The organism is Phocaeicola sp. RTP21198st1_B8_RTP21198_201120 (assembly GCF_040929485.1).
GTDB lineage: Bacteria > Bacteroidota > Bacteroidia > Bacteroidales > Bacteroidaceae > Phocaeicola > Phocaeicola dorei.
Genome location: NZ_JBCOCI010000078.1, coordinates 1 through 16482 on the forward strand (window position 1 = coordinate 1; position 16482 = coordinate 16482).

Consider the following 16482-nt stretch of genomic DNA (forward strand, 5'->3'; position numbering starts at 1 on the left):
AAAATCCTGAGCAACTTTTTGTTGCTCAGGTACTTAAAAAGTTTAATTTATAATAGTGTTGCGGAATTAAGGATAAGCAGAAGATAAAAGAGAACCACGTCCACTTCTAGCCTCATCTTTACCTTCAACATTAGTGCTGACGTAACGTGCATCCAATTCAAAACTCAGTCCTTTTGCCAACTCTTGTTTCAATTTCAAGTTAGTAGAGAAACGTTCATAGCCTGATTTTATTTTAATACCATCATCATTCAGATAGTTAACAGAAAATGATATTTTCGTTTTTTCACTACCACCATTTATGGTTACATTGTGATTTTGAGCACTAGCTGTACGAAGCATGTCATCAGTCCAATTATGGGAATCCATATTCGCATATTCACTATAATGATTACCATATTTTTCTCCTAAACCAAAATAACTAGCCATCTGATCTCCCATTCCCAATGCAGTTCCATATCCCCAAGTATGTTTTACATAATCCTGAGCAGACATAGATTCTGGAGTCTTTGCAGCCCATTTACTTTGATAATATCCACTATATGATACAGAAACCCTATCTTTATCCGCACCTTTAGTCGTAACCAAAATTACACCATTTGCACCACGAGCACCATAAATAGCTGTTGAAGAAGCATCTTTCAAGACATCAATTGACACAATCTGATCTGCAGGAATATCAGAAATAGAACTAACCGGGAAACCATCCACTATAAAAAGAGGATCATTGCTTTGTGAAATAGAGCCTCCTCCACGTACACGAATAGAAACGGAAGCTCCAGGACGACCATCTTGAGAAACGACAGAAACACCTGCCAATTTACCTTGTAAAGCCTGAGAAACATCGGCAACCGGATTGGCAACTAAAGCTTCATTACTTACCGAAGCTACTGAACCTGTCAAGTCACGTTTCTTCACAGTACCGTAACCAATAACCACAACTTCGTCCAAAGTTTCGGTATCTTCTTTCAGTACGACATTAATTGTTTTTTGATTACCCACTTTCACTTCTTGAGTAATGTAACCTATATAAGTTACAGACAAAACATCATTGTCTTTAACCCCAGAAAGCGAAAAATTACCATCGAAGTCCGTAATGGTACCATTAGTCGTTCCTTTTACCAAGACGTTTACACCAATCATCGGTTCACCTGCAGCATCTTTAACAGTACCGTTCACCTGACGACCTTGAGCAAAAGCAACCAAACAAAGCATACTCAAAAAGAGAGTTGAGATAGCTTTTCTAGCTAATTCTTTTAGATTCATAAGATGTGTTTTTATAGTTATTAAAATGTTTTTTTAAGGTTTTGACCTTAGTTTCACTATTGCAAAATTACGTATATAACGTTACCTTGATGTGTAGTTTTTATCTTTTTATGTGGATTTATTAGGTATTTTTCACGGGTTCCAATTATTCAACACAACAAAAAAAGGAGACCTCCACCAACGTAGAAGTCTCCTTTTCAAGCAATTACAAAATCAATCTAGTCTATTGGGTTCCAATTACTTTGAGTACGAAAAATAGCATCGACCGTCACCGCCTCAGCTTCTTTCTTTGTTAACTGTTTGCTCCATGCCACCCTTTCCGAAGCATTTGCGCCCTCACCGGTATTTTTATATTCCATATAACGGGCTGTTTCTTCATTAGACTGCTTGCCCCAATTGTGCCATCCGGCAGAAACAATATGTTTCCCCAACTCACATTCTATAAATAAGGTATAAGCATATGGACGCCAAGGACGACCTAAATACACTTTATCAACTCCCGGTTCTGCCGTCAGCTTACAGTGCTTAAAGACATATCCATATTTAGCCTCTTTCGGAGTAGAAGCAGCCGTTACATACGAATTGCGTTTACTGTGAATAATACAATCTTCAAATAAAGCGGTGGAAGGACCGAAAATAAAGTCAGTAGTACCATCAATATAACAATCTTTAAAATAAAGACGGGTAAATTTAGCACCGGTATAAATAGTGTCCTGATTACCCAAGATACGACAATTGATAAATTTCAAACGGTCACCTTCCGTATGTAAAGCTACCGCCTGTCCCAACTGAGCCGCATTATTCTCAATAGTCAAATTTTTAAAAGTGATATCACTACCCTCTACCTTCACCGTATAAGTGCGGAAAGTACCCATTTTATTTATATTCGCATGATCATCATAAGTAATAATCGTCTTATCACGATCTTCACCTATAATATCTATATTTTCCACCCATGAAGGAACAATCACTTTCTCCTTATATACTCCGTTCCTCACATAGATCGTAACAGTATAATCCATGAAAGCCCGCGCACTCTCTATAGCCTCCTGCAAAGTACGAAAATTCCCCGTTCCATCACGTGAAACTACAATTGTATCCTGACGTTCCTGAGCCCATGTTCCACTAACAGCAACCAACAGCAACAATAATCCTAAAACTTTCCTCATCGTATCACCCCCTATTATTTACATGCAGTTCCACAATTGTTTTTCTGAAACAAACGTTCCCATTCCAGACTGGCCATAATGAACGGACCTACTGCCTTCGCATCATTAGAACGTATTTTTTCAGTTATATAATAATTATAATCTCCGGTACGATACACTGGCTTACCTCCCAAACCCGCGACAGCACAACCCTTAGTGATAGAAACTACCCCTTTATTGTCCACTTCTATAAACTGGGTCAAAAGCCCTTCATACCCCTTTTTAGCCACTTCCATGTACGAAGGACAAATATATCCCTTACGTAACGCTTTCAACAGAGTATATACAAACATGGTAGAACAAGAGGATTCCAGATAATTCCCCTCATCCCCACTTCTGTCAATCACCTGATACCATACCCCTGTTGCAGGATCTTGAGTACGTTTAATCTGGGCAACCAGTTTATTCAATATTTCGATAACAGATTCACGTCCGGCTTCGTGTTCCGGTATAAAATCAAGTACATCCACACAAGCCATTGCATACCATCCCATGGCGCGTCCCCAACAATGTTGTGACAATCCGGTAGTTTTATCCGCCCACTTTTCACGCTTGCTCACATCACATGCATGGCGGTATAAATCAGTCTTCGGATCATAATTATGACGAGCCACTGTAACAAACTGATTGATAATATCAGCATAATCATTCACACGGTTGTTACGGTAAGCATACTCCGCATAGAACGGCTGCCCCATATAAAGCCCATCCAGCCACATCTGATTCTCATAAATCTTCTTGTGCCAAAAACCGCCATCGGCATTACGAGGATGCGTATCCAACTGACTGCGCAACAAATCCAATGCTTTCTTGTATTTCTCGTCCTTAGTCTGCTCGTAAATACGGAAAAGCATCTTTCCGGAATTCAGACGGTCAATATTATATTCCTCCAGTTTATAAGTTTCGATAGAGCCATCCTGATGAATCATTGTATCAGCATAAGCCACAGCATAATCAAAAAACTTCTTATCACCGTATGCATCATATACATCCAGCATAGCTTGAAGTTCCAGGCCATGACAGTAATCCCACTTCAAACGGGTCTGAAAATCCAATTGCCAGGATTCGGGACAACGCACCATCTCTGATTCCGCCATACGTACAGACCAAGGCTTATTACCACAAACCTGCTGAGCCATGCCCATCAAAGGAACAGCCGTAAGCAAACCGGACACAATAATTTTACAAATAGAATTCTTTTTCATGAAGACGTTTATTTTTAGTATTAGACCTATTTATTTTATGAAACAAAAGTAGTATTTTTCTCGAAAAGCAGTGTGCACTTTTCAACCTACTAAGTGTATTATTTGGTATTCGTGTGCGAAAACGGTTATTTTTGTGCACGATAACGATAAAAATCGTTCAAAAATTGTCTTTTTACTAATTATTATGCCTTTCAGGTTTGATAAGTTGAGAAAAGGTTTTATTTTTGGGGCAGTTTTTAATTTATACTATTGTAGAAAACACAGTCATTTACTATTAATTCACAAGAGAATGGAACAAGTTTTTAGTTATATCATCGGTTTAGGAGCAGCGGTGATGATGCCTATAATTTTTACAATCTTAGGCGTTTGTATCGGAATCAAATTCAGCAAAGCATTAAAAAGCGGTCTGTTGGTAGGTGTTGGTTTCGTTGGTTTATCAGTGGTTACCGCACTTCTGACCAGCAGCCTGGGACCGGCCTTAAGCAAGGTGGTCGAAATATATGGCCTGCAACTGAAAGTATTCGATATGGGATGGCCTGCTGCCGCAGCCGTGGCTTATAACACTTCCGTAGGGGCATTCATTATTCCGGTTTGTCTGGCTGTCAATATTCTGATGCTATTGACCAAGACCACCCGTACAGTCAATATCGATTTATGGAACTATTGGCATTTTGCTTTCATCGGAGCCGTAGTTTATTTTGCGACAGATAGTATTTTGTGGGGCTTCTTCGCGGCTGTTATCTGTTATATCATCACATTAATCTTAGCAGATTACACAGCAGACAAGTTCCAAGGTTTCTATGATAAGATGGAAGGAATTTCTATTCCACAACCTTTCTGTGCAGGTTTTGTGCCATTCGCTCTTATTATAAATAAGGTATTGGACAAAATACCCGGATTTGAAAAACTGAATATTGATGCGGAAGGTATGAAAAAGAAATTTGGTTTGCTAGGCGAACCTCTCTTCCTGGGTATCCTGGTAGGATGTGGCATCGGTGCATTATCTTGTAAAAACGGACAAGAAATAGTAGACAAGATTCCTTATATTCTAGGTTTAGGTATCAAGATGGGAGCAGTAATGGAGTTGATTCCCCGTATTACCAGCCTATTCATCGAAGGATTGAAACCCATTTCGGACGCTACCCGCGAACTGATCGCCAAGAAGTTTAAAGGTGCTGTAGGCTTGAATATCGGTATGAGCCCTGCCTTGGTTATCGGACATCCGGCCACATTAGTTGTATCATTGCTATTAATCCCTGTTACTATTTTATTGGCAGTTGTACTTCCGGGTAATGAATTCCTGCCATTGGCCTCGTTAGCCGGTATGTTCTACGTATTCCCGTTGGTATTACCTATCACAAAAGGAAATGTGGTAAAAACCTTCATCATTGGTTTTGTTGTGCTGGCCATCGGTCTGTATTTTGTAACTGATCTGGCACCTTACTTTACCAAAGCGGCACATGACGTATATGCCAAGACACAAGATGCCGCCGTAAATATTCCGTCGGGTTTTGAGGGGGGAGCGTTGGACTTTGCTTCAAGTCCTTTCTCATGGGCTATTTTCCATTTGACTTATTCATTCAAATGGATTGGTTCCGGAATTTTAGTACTGATAACACTATTCTTAATGGTGCTGAACCGTCGTTCCATCATTAAATACCAGAAAACAATGAAAAATTAAAATTTAAAGATAACGATTATGAAAAAATTAGCAATTGCAATGATGCTGAGTGTTTCTGCTTTGGCAGCTTCAGCTCAAGTAAATTACAAAGTACAGACCGCTTGCCATCCGCAAGATGTGAAACACTATGATACAGAACGTCTTCGTAGCTCATTTATGATGGAAAAGGTGATGGCACCGGATGAAATCAATGTTACATACACCCTTTATGACCGTCTTATCTACGGAGGAGCTATGCCAGTAAACAAAATACTAAAGTTAGAAACTTTCCGCGAACTGGGTCCGGAAATCACTTACTTCCTTGAACGACGTGAACTAGGGGTCATCAATGTAGGGGGTGATGGTGTGGTTACTGTAGACGGTAAAGAATATCCTATGAAATACAAGGAAGCACTCTATGTAGGTTGCGGAAATAAAGAGGTTACTTTCAAAAGTAATGACGCTACCAAACCGGCCAAATTCTATATCAATTCGGCACCGGCTTACAAACCATACGTTACTCAATTGATCACTACTGACGCTAAACTTCAAAAAGCAAATCCTAAACAATATGCTTTGGCCATTTCAGATCATTATGGAAAAATGGAAGACAGCAACGACCGTATTGTAAACCAATTAATTGTAAAGGATGTGCTGGAAAGAGTAAAAAACGGTGGTACAAATCAATTGCAGATGGGACTTACCGAACTGGCTCCGGGTTCTGTATGGAACACCATGCCAGCCCATACACATACCCGTCGTATGGAAGCCTACTTCTATTTCAACCTGCCTGAAGGAAATGCCATTTGCCACCTGATGGGCGAACCGCAAGAAGAACGTCTGGTATGGTTACATAATGAACAAGCCATTACTTCTCCGGAATGGTCTATCCACGCCGCTGCAGGTACCAGCAACTATACCTTTATTTGGGGTATGGGAGGTGAAAACCTGAAATACAGTGACAAGGATGAAATAAAATACACAGATATGAGATAAGTAGAATGGTACACACCATTACTCATTAACTCTTGTCATTCTGAATGTTGCAAGAAATCAACCCGTTTTTAGGTTTTTTGCGACATTCGGAATGTTTTTTTAGAAATCTTACCATTGTACCGATTTATACAGGCTTTCCACCAATTTTTGCATAGAGAATAGGTACAGAATGGTTATTTTTGCGTCTAATAAGAAAAACATAATTAAATCTATTATCATGAGTACATTTCAAAAAGTAGGTGAGAAGATGACAAACTTCAGATGGATAATCTGTGGTCTGCTATTCTTTGCCACTACAGTCAATTACCTCGACCGTCAGGTGCTTTCACTAACCTGGAAAGACTTCATTGCTCCGGAATTTCACTGGACGGATTCGAATTACGGAGATATCACAGCTATTTTTTCTATAGTATATGCTATCGCCAACCTGTTCGCCGGTCGTTTCATCGATTGGATGGGGACTAAAAAAGGTTATCTTTGGGCTATCTTCGTCTGGTCTTTAGGAGCTTGTCTCCATGCATTGTGCGGCTGGGCTACCGAAGAGACATTAGGTATTCATAATGCAGAAGAAATGCTTTCTGCAACAGGAGCTGTCGCTTCAACTATCGCCATTACCAGCGTTTATTACTTTATTGCTGCCCGAATTGTATTGGGTGTAGGTGAAGCAGGAAACTTCCCGGCAGCTATTAAGGTGACAGCCGAATATTTCCCGAAAAAGGACCGTGCATACTCCACTTCCATCTTCAATGCCGGCTCTACAGTAGGCGCGTTAGCTGCTCCGATCACTATTCCTCCCTTGGCGCGTTATTTTCAAAGCATTGGTGTGGGTAATGGATGGGAAATGGCTTTCATCGTTATCGGTGGCTTAGGTTTCATCTGGATGGGACTTTGGATGTTCCTCTACAAGAAACCCAATGTCAACCCTCGCGTGAATGCTGCCGAGTTGGAATATATTGAACAAGACAACAACAATCCTGAAGAATCTAAAGCACAACAAGCTGCCGCCAACGACTTTGACAACAAGAAGATTTCATTCTTGCAATGTTTCAAATTTCCCCAAACATGGGCTGTATTTGTCGGTAAATTCATGACTGACGGCGTATGGTGGTTCTTCCTTTTCTGGACTCCGGCATATATTTCGGATGTATATGGTTTCGCCTCAGACACAGGTACTGCACAAATGTTGATTTTCGTTTTATACGCTATCACCATGTTATCTATTTATGGTGGTAAGTTACCTACTATTATCATTAACAAAACTGGTAAGAATCCGTATGCAGCCCGTATGCAGGCTATGCTTATCTTTGCCTTGTTCCCATTGCTGGCACTGTTTGCCCAACCTTTAGGCAATTATTCATATTGGTATCCTATCATTATCATCGGTATTGCAGGTGCGGCACACCAATCATGGTCTGCTAATATTTACTCTGTAGTAGGCGATATGTTCCCCAAAAGCACCATCGCTACTATCGTAGGTATTGGTGGTATGGCAGGTGGTATAGGTTCATTCTGCATTAATATGGGATCAGGCAGACTGTTTGACTATGCAGCAGAAACGAATATGACTTTTATGGGATTCGAAGGGAAACCTGCCGGCTACTTCATCATATTCTGTGTATGTGCCGTAGCTTATTTAGTTGGTTGGATTATCATGAAAGCATTGGTTCCCAAATACAAACCGGTTGATGCCTAATTAAAGAATTCACCACAGACTACACATCTAAGTAGTCTGTGGTGTGTTTTCCCTAATAAATAGTTTTCAGAAGATGTTGATAGATAGAATTATGATTTAATATTTCAGGGACTCCTGTGATAAAAAGTTGCTTGCGTGCACGCGTTAAAGCGACATTCAGCTTACGGTCAATCTGTACGCCGTCTTCTTCTGTCAGGTTGGGCAGAAACCTTAATTGATAGAGGTGATTCACACAAAAAGAATAAATAATAACATCACGTTCGCTGCCCTGATACCGTTCCACCGTGTCAATGGAAATCCTACTCAGAGCAGGAATAGCCAATGTCTGAAGCTCTTTACGTATCAAAGCAATCTGACTTCGATAAGGAGTAATGACCCCTAACGTTCGATTCGGATCAAATTCCTCTTCATAAGCCAGATACACCTCTCTGGCCAAACCGGCAACAATCCGTGCCTCATATTGGTTTGTCTTTCCGGAAATGCTCTCCAAATCCTGTTCCGAAGGAATAAAACGTACTGGAGCCTCTATGTGTTCCAACTGATGAGGTAGTCCCAAAGCTTCCAATCTTCCAGCATAAAATGCTTTATTGGGAAAAAAAGCCACTCCCGGATGCATACGCCCCTGACGGCAAAGCATATCTATCGCTTTAGGAGATTCTTCTTTTAAATGAAAACGATAAAGCCGCTCAAACAGAGAATCTTTTAAATTAAAAAGTCCGACTTTCCTCAGTCCCTCATCATGCACTTCAGAATGTCCGCTATTCTGCAAAATAACGGCAGGTAACTGTTTATGATCACCTATCAAAATAAATTTACCGACTGCATTTCTTTCATCGGCAAACTTGGCACACAGAATACCCAACAATTGGGGTTCCAATATTTGGGTAGCCTCATCCACTATGGCTACATCAAAACGTTTTAATTTAAAAAGTTCAGCCTTAGCCGCAATAGAGGCCACGGTTCCAACATACACTCTGCAATCTGTCATACGGGTATTCACCTCCCGCCTGCTGTTACATTCCGCCAATATATTCTCCAACAGATGTCCTCTAAAACGTACATCACAGGAAAGTTCACTTCCCACCCGTATATAATCTATACCGGAGGTTATAGAAGAAAGTGACTGACATATTTCATCCACAGCCCGGTTGGTATAAGCTAGTAACAATATCTGCATAGATGATGTTGCATAAAAATGTTCCACCATTCTACGCAACGCTCTTGAAGTCTTTCCTGTTCCGGGAGGTCCCACCAGAAGAAAGTAATCACGGGCCGCTTGCGCTTTCAACGCCACTCTCTCAAAATCATCACCTGCCTGCGCTATAGCTTCATCAAAAGACGAATCAAAGCGGGGGGGACGTTGTCCCAGCAACAACTCCCGTCTTTCCGTATTCGCATCCAGAAAAGCAGAAAGTCCCAAATACATACTGCGAAATGTAGTATCCATCGTATCATGTTCTACAGCATAACGGCTGTCCGGAGGAAAGACCGAAACATTACGCTGTGTGGCACGTAGCCGAATACGCAATTCTGTATCTGTAATCTGCTCGATGTTACCCTTAAAAACCATTTTATTGGTCACATTATCCGAATCATGATTACGCTCATACAATACAACCACATCTCCTGTACGGAAATTAGGAAGAAACATTTCGTCATATTGCGGAATGGACAAGAGTATATAAGCCTTATGAACCTGTGACGCCTTATTCTCAATGATCTGCAAATCATATAATATTTCCCCTGCCTCACGTTTCTCATCCAGTGTACTCAGCCAAAGAGCTGAAGCCCCTGCACGTCCTTCATAATCCACATCCCCCGATTTGGAGGTATAAAGTTCTTTTGTAATGAAATTATAAAGCGTATAGAAATAGGCCTGCTCCAAAGGTTCCAATGCCGACAGTTTTTCTCGGAAACGTGAGATAGAAGGCTTCAGATACTGTTCCCAGAATTTTCCACGCAACTTTCTTTCATTCATTACCTCCGGATTAATTTGCGCTAACAAATTTCGTGTAAAATCAGAATGATTATGGAATTGTACCCCATACTCGGCAGCAACAATACGGTTGCGCAGATTGATAACCCGCCTTACCTGAGCCCACGATGCTCTGGCAGGGTATAATAAAGGATAACGGGTATAAAGCAAATAGGGATGCATACGCCGCCGGTCCTGTCCCATGCTGTATTCCAGTACCGCCATATATAGCAGCATCTGAACCTTGTTGTTTTCCTTGGGTTCCACTTTTCCCTGTATGGAGAATTCATCTGCTTTTCCCGATTTCATTTCGATAAAACTGCTCATATCCCGCTGCATATAGTCCAAACGTCCCTGAATACCCAATGCCTCACAAATATAAGACGGTTCCAGAACAGCATCCTTTTTATCCAAGTTATAACCAGGTTCCAGAAAAGTATGCTGCACGATATCCCGTATATGCTCAAAGTGCATCCGGCAATCCTTGGCAAACTCTTTCTCTTTGGACGGGTCACGAAGTTCGGCACAAGCAGCCAGTTCGATGGGATACTGCCGGAACGCCTTCTTCATACAGTCTATATAGTCCGGTTCCTCCTCACCTGCATGTATCCATTCATCCAGAAAAAGATTGGCTATATTTCCCAGCAGCAAAGGCCGGGCGTTATCAATCGGAACCAACCGGCTTAAAAAGTAATTTGCCGGATGGCTGCCATAATCCTTGTAGCATTCTGCCAGTGAACTGATATCTATTAGATAATCCGGCTCCAATACGATAAAAGAAGGGGTATAAATTCCTTCCCTATCTACAAAAACATCCAAAAGATTAAGCTGGGCATATCGCCAAAGTTCCTTTATAGTTTCTTCAAATTCATGGTTTATACCGGGTTTATTATAAACAACCCGAATAGGTTCATCAGCTATTATATCTACAGGATGTACATACAGATAGGTATCATCGGCATAATCAAAGCATACCCGTATACGACGGATGTATTCCTTCTTTTCTTTTTTCCCTAAAGATGTTATTTCTTGTTTAGGAAGAACCGAGAATAATTTCAAAGGAATATCTTGTGCAAACATCTTCCTATACGCAAAAGCCACTGCACGTAAATCACGTAGAAACTCTTCTTTGGCAGGAAACTTACGATGATTCAAAATATCATTGGAAGTCAAACGAAATGTATGTAACTGGTTCTGCTCTTTTATATCCAGTCCATATTGAGTGGCTACATAATTAATACGGGCGGCCAAATCAGTGGTCTGCAAACTATTCCCTTGTATCCGTTCACGCACCACACGCTCCAATGATTCACGCAATTGTCTGTAACGGCGTTCTAATGGCTGGTTCTCATCTATATAAAGCCTGTATAATTCTTCGTAATACTCTGCTATTTCTTCATTCATGCCGTAAAGATACACAATTTATCATTTATAGAATACCGGCATAATAATAGGATGGGTTTCCCATTTGCGGGTCATCGGATTAAATTCCCTCTCTGCCCCCGCTTCAATACCGAAACTATCCGATATTTTGAATTCCAAAGTACCTCCGTATGAATTTTGATTCATAAAAAGCTGAGAGGCTGGAGTCATGCCGTATCCATTATACACAGAATATGTGCCGAACATATTAATTTTCATCCTGTCATTAATGCGAAAAGACAATTTTCCCTTACCACCGAAATCATTAAAGCGGACTCCATATACATTGTATTTAGCAGCATATACTCCTCCTGTCACGGTTATAAAATCATTGAGCCGCTGGGTATACATCACCCCGACATTGCGTGCCTCGCCTATAGAAGGCAATCCTTGGAATGAATGATAACCACTCAGAATCCCTGTATTATTAATCTGACAAGCACGTCCATCTATATAATCATGGCCAAAAGGATTCCCGAAAAAAGTATAGGGAGATATTTTAGGCATTTCTTCACGAGGAGTTAAATCAAATTTTGGCATCCGCAGCGTATCAGATAAAACGGGAGGTGTCAACGTAGGAGGTTCGTTTATAAAATCCATACTTTTATCAACCTCATTCATCTCATTGATAAATTCATTGATTTTATCTTGTCGAATGATGAGCGTATCCTTGTCATTTTCAGCTTGTGCCAGACCATACAAGGAAAGAATGCAAAAGAATAAGAAAAAGCCAATGCGTTTCATTTGTAAATGTGTTTTTTCAAAATTACAATTTCCGCATTGACTTTTCCCGTTTCATTAAGACTTAATAAGACTTTTTGGCTGTATTCCTCAAAACACTATTGATTTACCATGGGAAGTTCGAACCATTTGGTAGAAATATAATTCTTATTTGAATCTACAGCAATCAATACCTGATCATTATCTCGGTTATAACTGCCATCATAGAGAAAAGGAGTAATTTTACTATCAAATTCCCCTATAAAAGAAAGTTTTCCATCCTTAGGGCTATACCACCATACTTTCTTTTTTGCGCCACTGATTTTAGTCAAGTCAACAGACATCGGGTTTCCGGAATAATTGTATACTAACAAATAATCCTTTCCGCGAGTAGCAATGGCTCTATCATAACGATTCCCATTCGTACCGGCAATCACACTTTGATCTGGTACACGTTCAAAATAAGGGAAAGTTAACATCAGATTCTTCAGATATTTCATCTGATTGAAGCCGGGATCCTGCATCGCCTTATACCAAGGTTTCTCTATTCCATCAGCCCCATATCCACCCGGTGTACCCGGTTTCAAGAACTGCATGATATTGTTATGTCCGTACGTATGTCCGCAAGAACCCGCAAAAACAGACCAATACCCATAGCGTCTTACATCACAGTCACGCCAGAGTGGCTGGGCAGGATCATGCAATCCCTGAGGAATACCTTCATAACTGGGTTCTGCATCCAAAACAGGCTTCAATGGAGTCATAGACAAAGCATCTTCTACATAACGCCAATTGTCCTCCTCCAATCCGGTTACAGAAGTATCACCATCTCCTTTTTTCTGACCATAGCGTCTGTGCCCACTTTGGAACATATTCATATCCATCCACTCCTTATTATTCAGATGTGCAGCACTAGATGTACGGCCAAACGGATGAAAAGTCATTATATGATTCTTGTCCACAGCAAGAATGCTGTTTGCCAAGGCTTCCCAAATCTCGGTATTCCGGTCGGCGTATGTATCTCCACCGATTACCCAAATGATATTAGGAGCATCTTTATATCGTTCACCTAAAAATTTACCATACGCCTTGGCCTCTTCGACATTCATCTTTCCGGAGCGTACCAAACCTCCCCAGATACATACCATCGCTATATAAATACCGTTCTGCTCAGCTTTCTGAATAATATAGTCCATGTGGTCCCAATATCCATAAACTCCTTTTCTGTCTATATTCTTAAAGTTAAAGCCATCTATCATGGAATACTGACCATAGAAATTCATAGCAGGGACTCCATTTATAGTCTGTACTTGTACCACATTAAATCCTGCCTGACGACAATGTTCCAGATAATAAGCAGCTTCATCCCTGTTCAGTTTCTCGGGCAACAGCCATCCTGTATCCCCCAACCAGAAAAAAGGAGTTCCGTCCGCATTCATCAGATAACGATTTTCTTTACTTACTTTCAGTCGTCCATGGCTCCAAGGTTTATAGATCCCGGACTTTCCTTGGGCTGACGCCGAAGTCAATTCTCCCCCCAACAAAAAGAGAAGAACAAATAATACCAGATTCTTGTTTTTCATTTGCGCATTTATCATATAAATTTCAAAGCCCAAAGTAACTTATTCAAGTAAACAATTCAGGGTAATAACTAGTCTTTTTGAGGGAATCTTTTAGCTTCCTCCGCTTTCAGGTTCAGCAAAACTGATTCAGGAACTTTTATAATAGTACCATGCTTATGTCCTTGCGGAATAGAAATCTGATTGTCTATAGGAGTAAAGGTCTTAAAATCCTTTGTCGCTACGGCTCCAAACCGACCTTCCCGATAAACATCAAAATAAATCAACCATTCATCACCTACTTTCACGGCACACGGTCCCTCGGAATAAGTCGGTGCAAATTTCGTTGACGGACTAGTATAAGGCCCTTCCGCCGATGGTCCGGACACACAGAACAGATCACTGTAACCAGGCTTACGATTGTCTTTTATAATTAATACATAGTCATTTTTATCACGCTTTACTATAAATCCGTCAATAGAATTAAATCCGGGATCATAAAATGCCTTTGCCGGAGCAAACGTTTGGAAATCCTTGGTCGTAGTATAATAGGCACGGTGACTTTTATTAGCTCCCAAACTATCGGCTGCCGTATATCTCTCTACTGGAATGGCAGAGGACCAGGCAACGATGAACTGTCCCTTTTCATCATCATAGAAAACTTCCGGTGCCCACACATTGTTAGTCAAAGAGTCTTTCATCACTTTGATTTCACGTTGTTCGCTCCAATGAATCAAGTCTTTAGAACTGGCATAACCAAATCCTTGTTCCCCATTCCAACTGATGGTCCACACCAAATGAAAGGTTCCATCCGGACCTTGGGTAATGGACGGATCACGCATCATCGAATTGGGAGCATATTTCTGTTCTTCGGTCTGTTTAGTGAAATAATTATAATAAGGGGTCTTGTTTCCTATTTCCGGTTTCAGCCATGAACCTGCAATACTATCCCAATGATAACCGTCATAGCTGTAAAGATAATGTAACCCGTCCAATGCCGGCTCACGATGAGAAGTGAAGATATAGACTTCCTTGTCAGGTTTTGTACAAGTAGTAAAAGCCAATAAGGCAAATACGAAAGAAAAAAATAATTTCATAGCATGCTGTTTTATGATGAATAAACCTTTTCCAACAGGACGAAACAACAAGTATTTTGTACTCTATACTTCTTAAAGTATCAATCCAAATCAATAATAAATATCCATCATATAACAAGATGTATCTCGAGACATAAAATACGAATTATATCCCGAGATAATCCTACATAGAATAATTATAAGAATTACCCTTTAGTCTCCAAATAAACCAGCTGCGTCTGCAAATACTCTTCCAGACCATGTTTACCATCCGCGCCACCGATACCAGATTTACGCCATCCGGCATGGAATCCCTGCATAGCTTCAAAATTCTCACGATTCACATAAGTTTCACCAAATTTCAACGCACGAATCAATTTAAATGCCATATCCAGATTCTGAGTATAAATAGAAGAAGTCAGCCCATATTCACAATCATTAGCCCAAGCAATGGCGTCTTCCACCTCTGTAAACTCAACAACCGGAAGTACCGGTCCAAAAGTTTCTTCCTGAATAATATCCATCTTTTGGGTACAATTAATCAAAATCGTCGGTTCAAAGAAATATCCTTTAGTACCGATACGATGACCACCGCATAGCAACTCAGCTCCCTGCTCAATAGCTTTTTTCACTTTCTCTTCTACTGATTTCAGTGCTTTGGCATCAATCAACGGACCCATATCGAGGTCTGTATACTGATTCGGATCCCCCACTTTCACCTGCTTGAATCCTGCCAACAGTTTCTCAAGGAAAGCCTCTTTTATACTAGAATGTACATACACGCGCTCACAACAATTACATACCTGTCCTGTATTAATAACACGCGAAGCAATAATGGATTTTACAGCTAAATCCAAATCTGCATCCGGCATTACAATACCGGGAGCCTTTCCCCCCAATTCCAAAGAAACCTTCGTCACATTGGCAGAAGCGGCTGCCATGGTTTGTATTCCAGCCTCCACACTTCCGGTCAGACTAACCATACCTACTTTAGGGTTAGCAGCCAGTTCATGTCCTATCACCGAACCACGACCGTTTACTAGATTGAATACACCTTTAGGCAACCCAACTTCATCTACAATCTGTGCGAAAACATATGCATTTTCCGGTGTCAGCTGACTCGGCTTTACCACAATTGTATTCCCCGTCAACAGAGCAGGAGCGGCCTTACGGGCAATCAAGAAAAAAGGAAAATTCCAAGGCAGGATGCCTGTTGTCACCCCAATAGGTTTCTTAAAGACAAATATATTTTCGTGAGGACGGTCACTAGGAATGATTTCCCCTTCATAACGACGGGCCCATCCGGCTATATAATCAAGATAATCAGCCGTAAATAACACCTCTACATTAGCTAATCCTCTTGTTTTTCCACCCTCCCGGATGATAATATCAGTCAATTCCTGTTCCCGCTTGCGGATACCTTGTGCAATCCGAGTTAAATAGCCGGCGCGTTCAATAGAAGTAAGACTTTCCCAAGAAAGCTGTGCCTTCACGGCGGCATTTATAGCTGCGCGTGCATCTTCCGGTGTGCCATCAGGCATTTTAGATATCACTTCTTCCGTAGAAGGGTTCAATACATCAATCCACTTATCGGATTGGTTTTCGATGAATCGTCCATCGATGTACATCTTTAGTTCTTTCATGGTCTTAAATTTAAAATGAGTATCTTATTTCTTTCAATCTGAAATATTCAAGCAGCTGTCTC

10 protein-coding genes and 1 pseudogene are annotated in these 16482 nt (G+C 40.8%); 3 read left to right on the plus strand and 8 right to left on the minus strand.

Going from position 1 to position 16482, the window contains the following annotated elements; translation table 11 throughout:
- Nucleotides 1-72: 72 nt before the first annotated feature.
- The 3 genes and pseudogenes from AB5935_RS19610 to AB5935_RS19620 all read right to left on the minus strand — a co-directional run.
- Nucleotides 73-1263 (minus strand): annotated as a pseudogene (locus tag AB5935_RS19610) (SusC/RagA family TonB-linked outer membrane protein); the annotation flags it as partial.
- Between the two features lie 218 nt (nt 1264-1481).
- A complete protein-coding gene (locus tag AB5935_RS19615) occupies nt 1482-2432 on the minus strand; it encodes a pectinesterase family protein (RefSeq protein ID WP_007836492.1) in 951 nt (316 codons plus the stop codon).
- Nucleotides 2433-2446: 14 nt separating this feature from the next.
- A complete protein-coding gene (locus AB5935_RS19620) occupies nt 2447-3676 on the minus strand; it encodes a glycoside hydrolase family 105 protein (protein WP_007836494.1) in 1230 nt (409 codons plus the stop codon).
- A 289-nt stretch (nt 3677-3965) separates the two neighbouring features.
- Here AB5935_RS19620 and AB5935_RS19625 point away from each other — a divergent pair, with 289 nt between their 5' ends.
- From AB5935_RS19625 to AB5935_RS19635, 3 genes are all read left to right on the plus strand, one after another.
- Nucleotides 3966-5357, plus strand: a complete 1392-nt coding sequence (locus tag AB5935_RS19625; protein ID WP_007840563.1) for a PTS galactitol transporter subunit IIC — start codon at nt 3966-3968, stop codon at nt 5355-5357.
- An 18-nt stretch (nt 5358-5375) separates the two neighbouring features.
- Nucleotides 5376-6332 carry a 5-dehydro-4-deoxy-D-glucuronate isomerase gene (gene kduI / locus AB5935_RS19630; protein WP_005849178.1) on the plus strand — a complete coding sequence of 319 codons (957 nt, stop codon included), beginning with the start codon at nt 5376-5378 and terminating at the stop codon, nt 6330-6332.
- A gap of 217 nt (nt 6333-6549) precedes the next feature.
- Nucleotides 6550-8025 carry an MFS transporter gene (locus AB5935_RS19635; RefSeq protein ID WP_007840561.1) on the plus strand — a complete coding sequence of 492 codons (1476 nt, stop codon included), beginning with the start codon at nt 6550-6552 and terminating at the stop codon, nt 8023-8025.
- A 52-nt stretch (nt 8026-8077) separates the two neighbouring features.
- Here AB5935_RS19635 and AB5935_RS19640 read toward each other — a convergent pair whose 3' ends face one another.
- The 5 genes from AB5935_RS19640 to aldA form a co-directional block, all read right to left on the minus strand.
- On the minus strand, nt 8078-11404 hold the full coding sequence (locus AB5935_RS19640; protein ID WP_007840559.1) for a DEAD/DEAH box helicase: 3327 nt from the start codon (nt 11402-11404) through the stop codon (nt 8078-8080).
- Nucleotides 11405-11425: 21 nt separating this feature from the next.
- Nucleotides 11426-12166, minus strand: a complete 741-nt coding sequence (locus tag AB5935_RS19645) for a hypothetical protein (protein WP_007840556.1) — start codon at nt 12164-12166, stop codon at nt 11426-11428.
- Nucleotides 12167-12261: 95 nt separating this feature from the next.
- Nucleotides 12262-13725, minus strand: coding sequence for a glycoside hydrolase family 140 protein (locus tag AB5935_RS19650; protein ID WP_007840555.1), 1464 nt, complete (start codon nt 13723-13725; stop codon nt 12262-12264).
- A gap of 68 nt (nt 13726-13793) precedes the next feature.
- Nucleotides 13794-14798, minus strand: coding sequence for a glycoside hydrolase family 43 protein (locus AB5935_RS19655; RefSeq protein WP_007836518.1), 1005 nt, complete (start codon nt 14796-14798; stop codon nt 13794-13796).
- A 185-nt stretch (nt 14799-14983) separates the two neighbouring features.
- Nucleotides 14984-16420, minus strand: a complete 1437-nt coding sequence (gene aldA / locus AB5935_RS19660) for an aldehyde dehydrogenase (RefSeq protein WP_007840554.1) — start codon at nt 16418-16420, stop codon at nt 14984-14986.
- Between the last annotated feature and the right edge of the window lie 62 nt (nt 16421-16482).

Coding starts and splice junctions, on each gene's coding strand:
- AB5935_RS19615 (WP_007836492.1), bottom strand. CDS start 2,432: ATGAGGAAAGTTTTAGGATTATTGTTGCTGTTGGTTGCTGTTAGTGGA.
- AB5935_RS19620 (WP_007836494.1), bottom strand. CDS start 3,676: ATGAAAAAGAATTCTATTTGTAAAATTATTGTGTCCGGTTTGCTTACG.
- AB5935_RS19625 (WP_007840563.1), top strand. CDS start 3,966: ATGGAACAAGTTTTTAGTTATATCATCGGTTTAGGAGCAGCGGTGATG.
- kduI (WP_005849178.1), top strand. CDS start 5,376: ATGAAAAAATTAGCAATTGCAATGATGCTGAGTGTTTCTGCTTTGGCA.
- AB5935_RS19635 (WP_007840561.1), top strand. CDS start 6,550: ATGAGTACATTTCAAAAAGTAGGTGAGAAGATGACAAACTTCAGATGG.
- AB5935_RS19640 (WP_007840559.1), bottom strand. CDS start 11,404: ATGAATGAAGAAATAGCAGAGTATTACGAAGAATTATACAGGCTTTAT.
- AB5935_RS19645 (WP_007840556.1), bottom strand. CDS start 12,166: ATGAAACGCATTGGCTTTTTCTTATTCTTTTGCATTCTTTCCTTGTAT.
- AB5935_RS19650 (WP_007840555.1), bottom strand. CDS start 13,725: ATGAAAAACAAGAATCTGGTATTATTTGTTCTTCTCTTTTTGTTGGGG.
- AB5935_RS19655 (WP_007836518.1), bottom strand. CDS start 14,798: ATGAAATTATTTTTTTCTTTCGTATTTGCCTTATTGGCTTTTACTACT.
- aldA (WP_007840554.1), bottom strand. CDS start 16,420: ATGAAAGAACTAAAGATGTACATCGATGGACGATTCATCGAAAACCAA.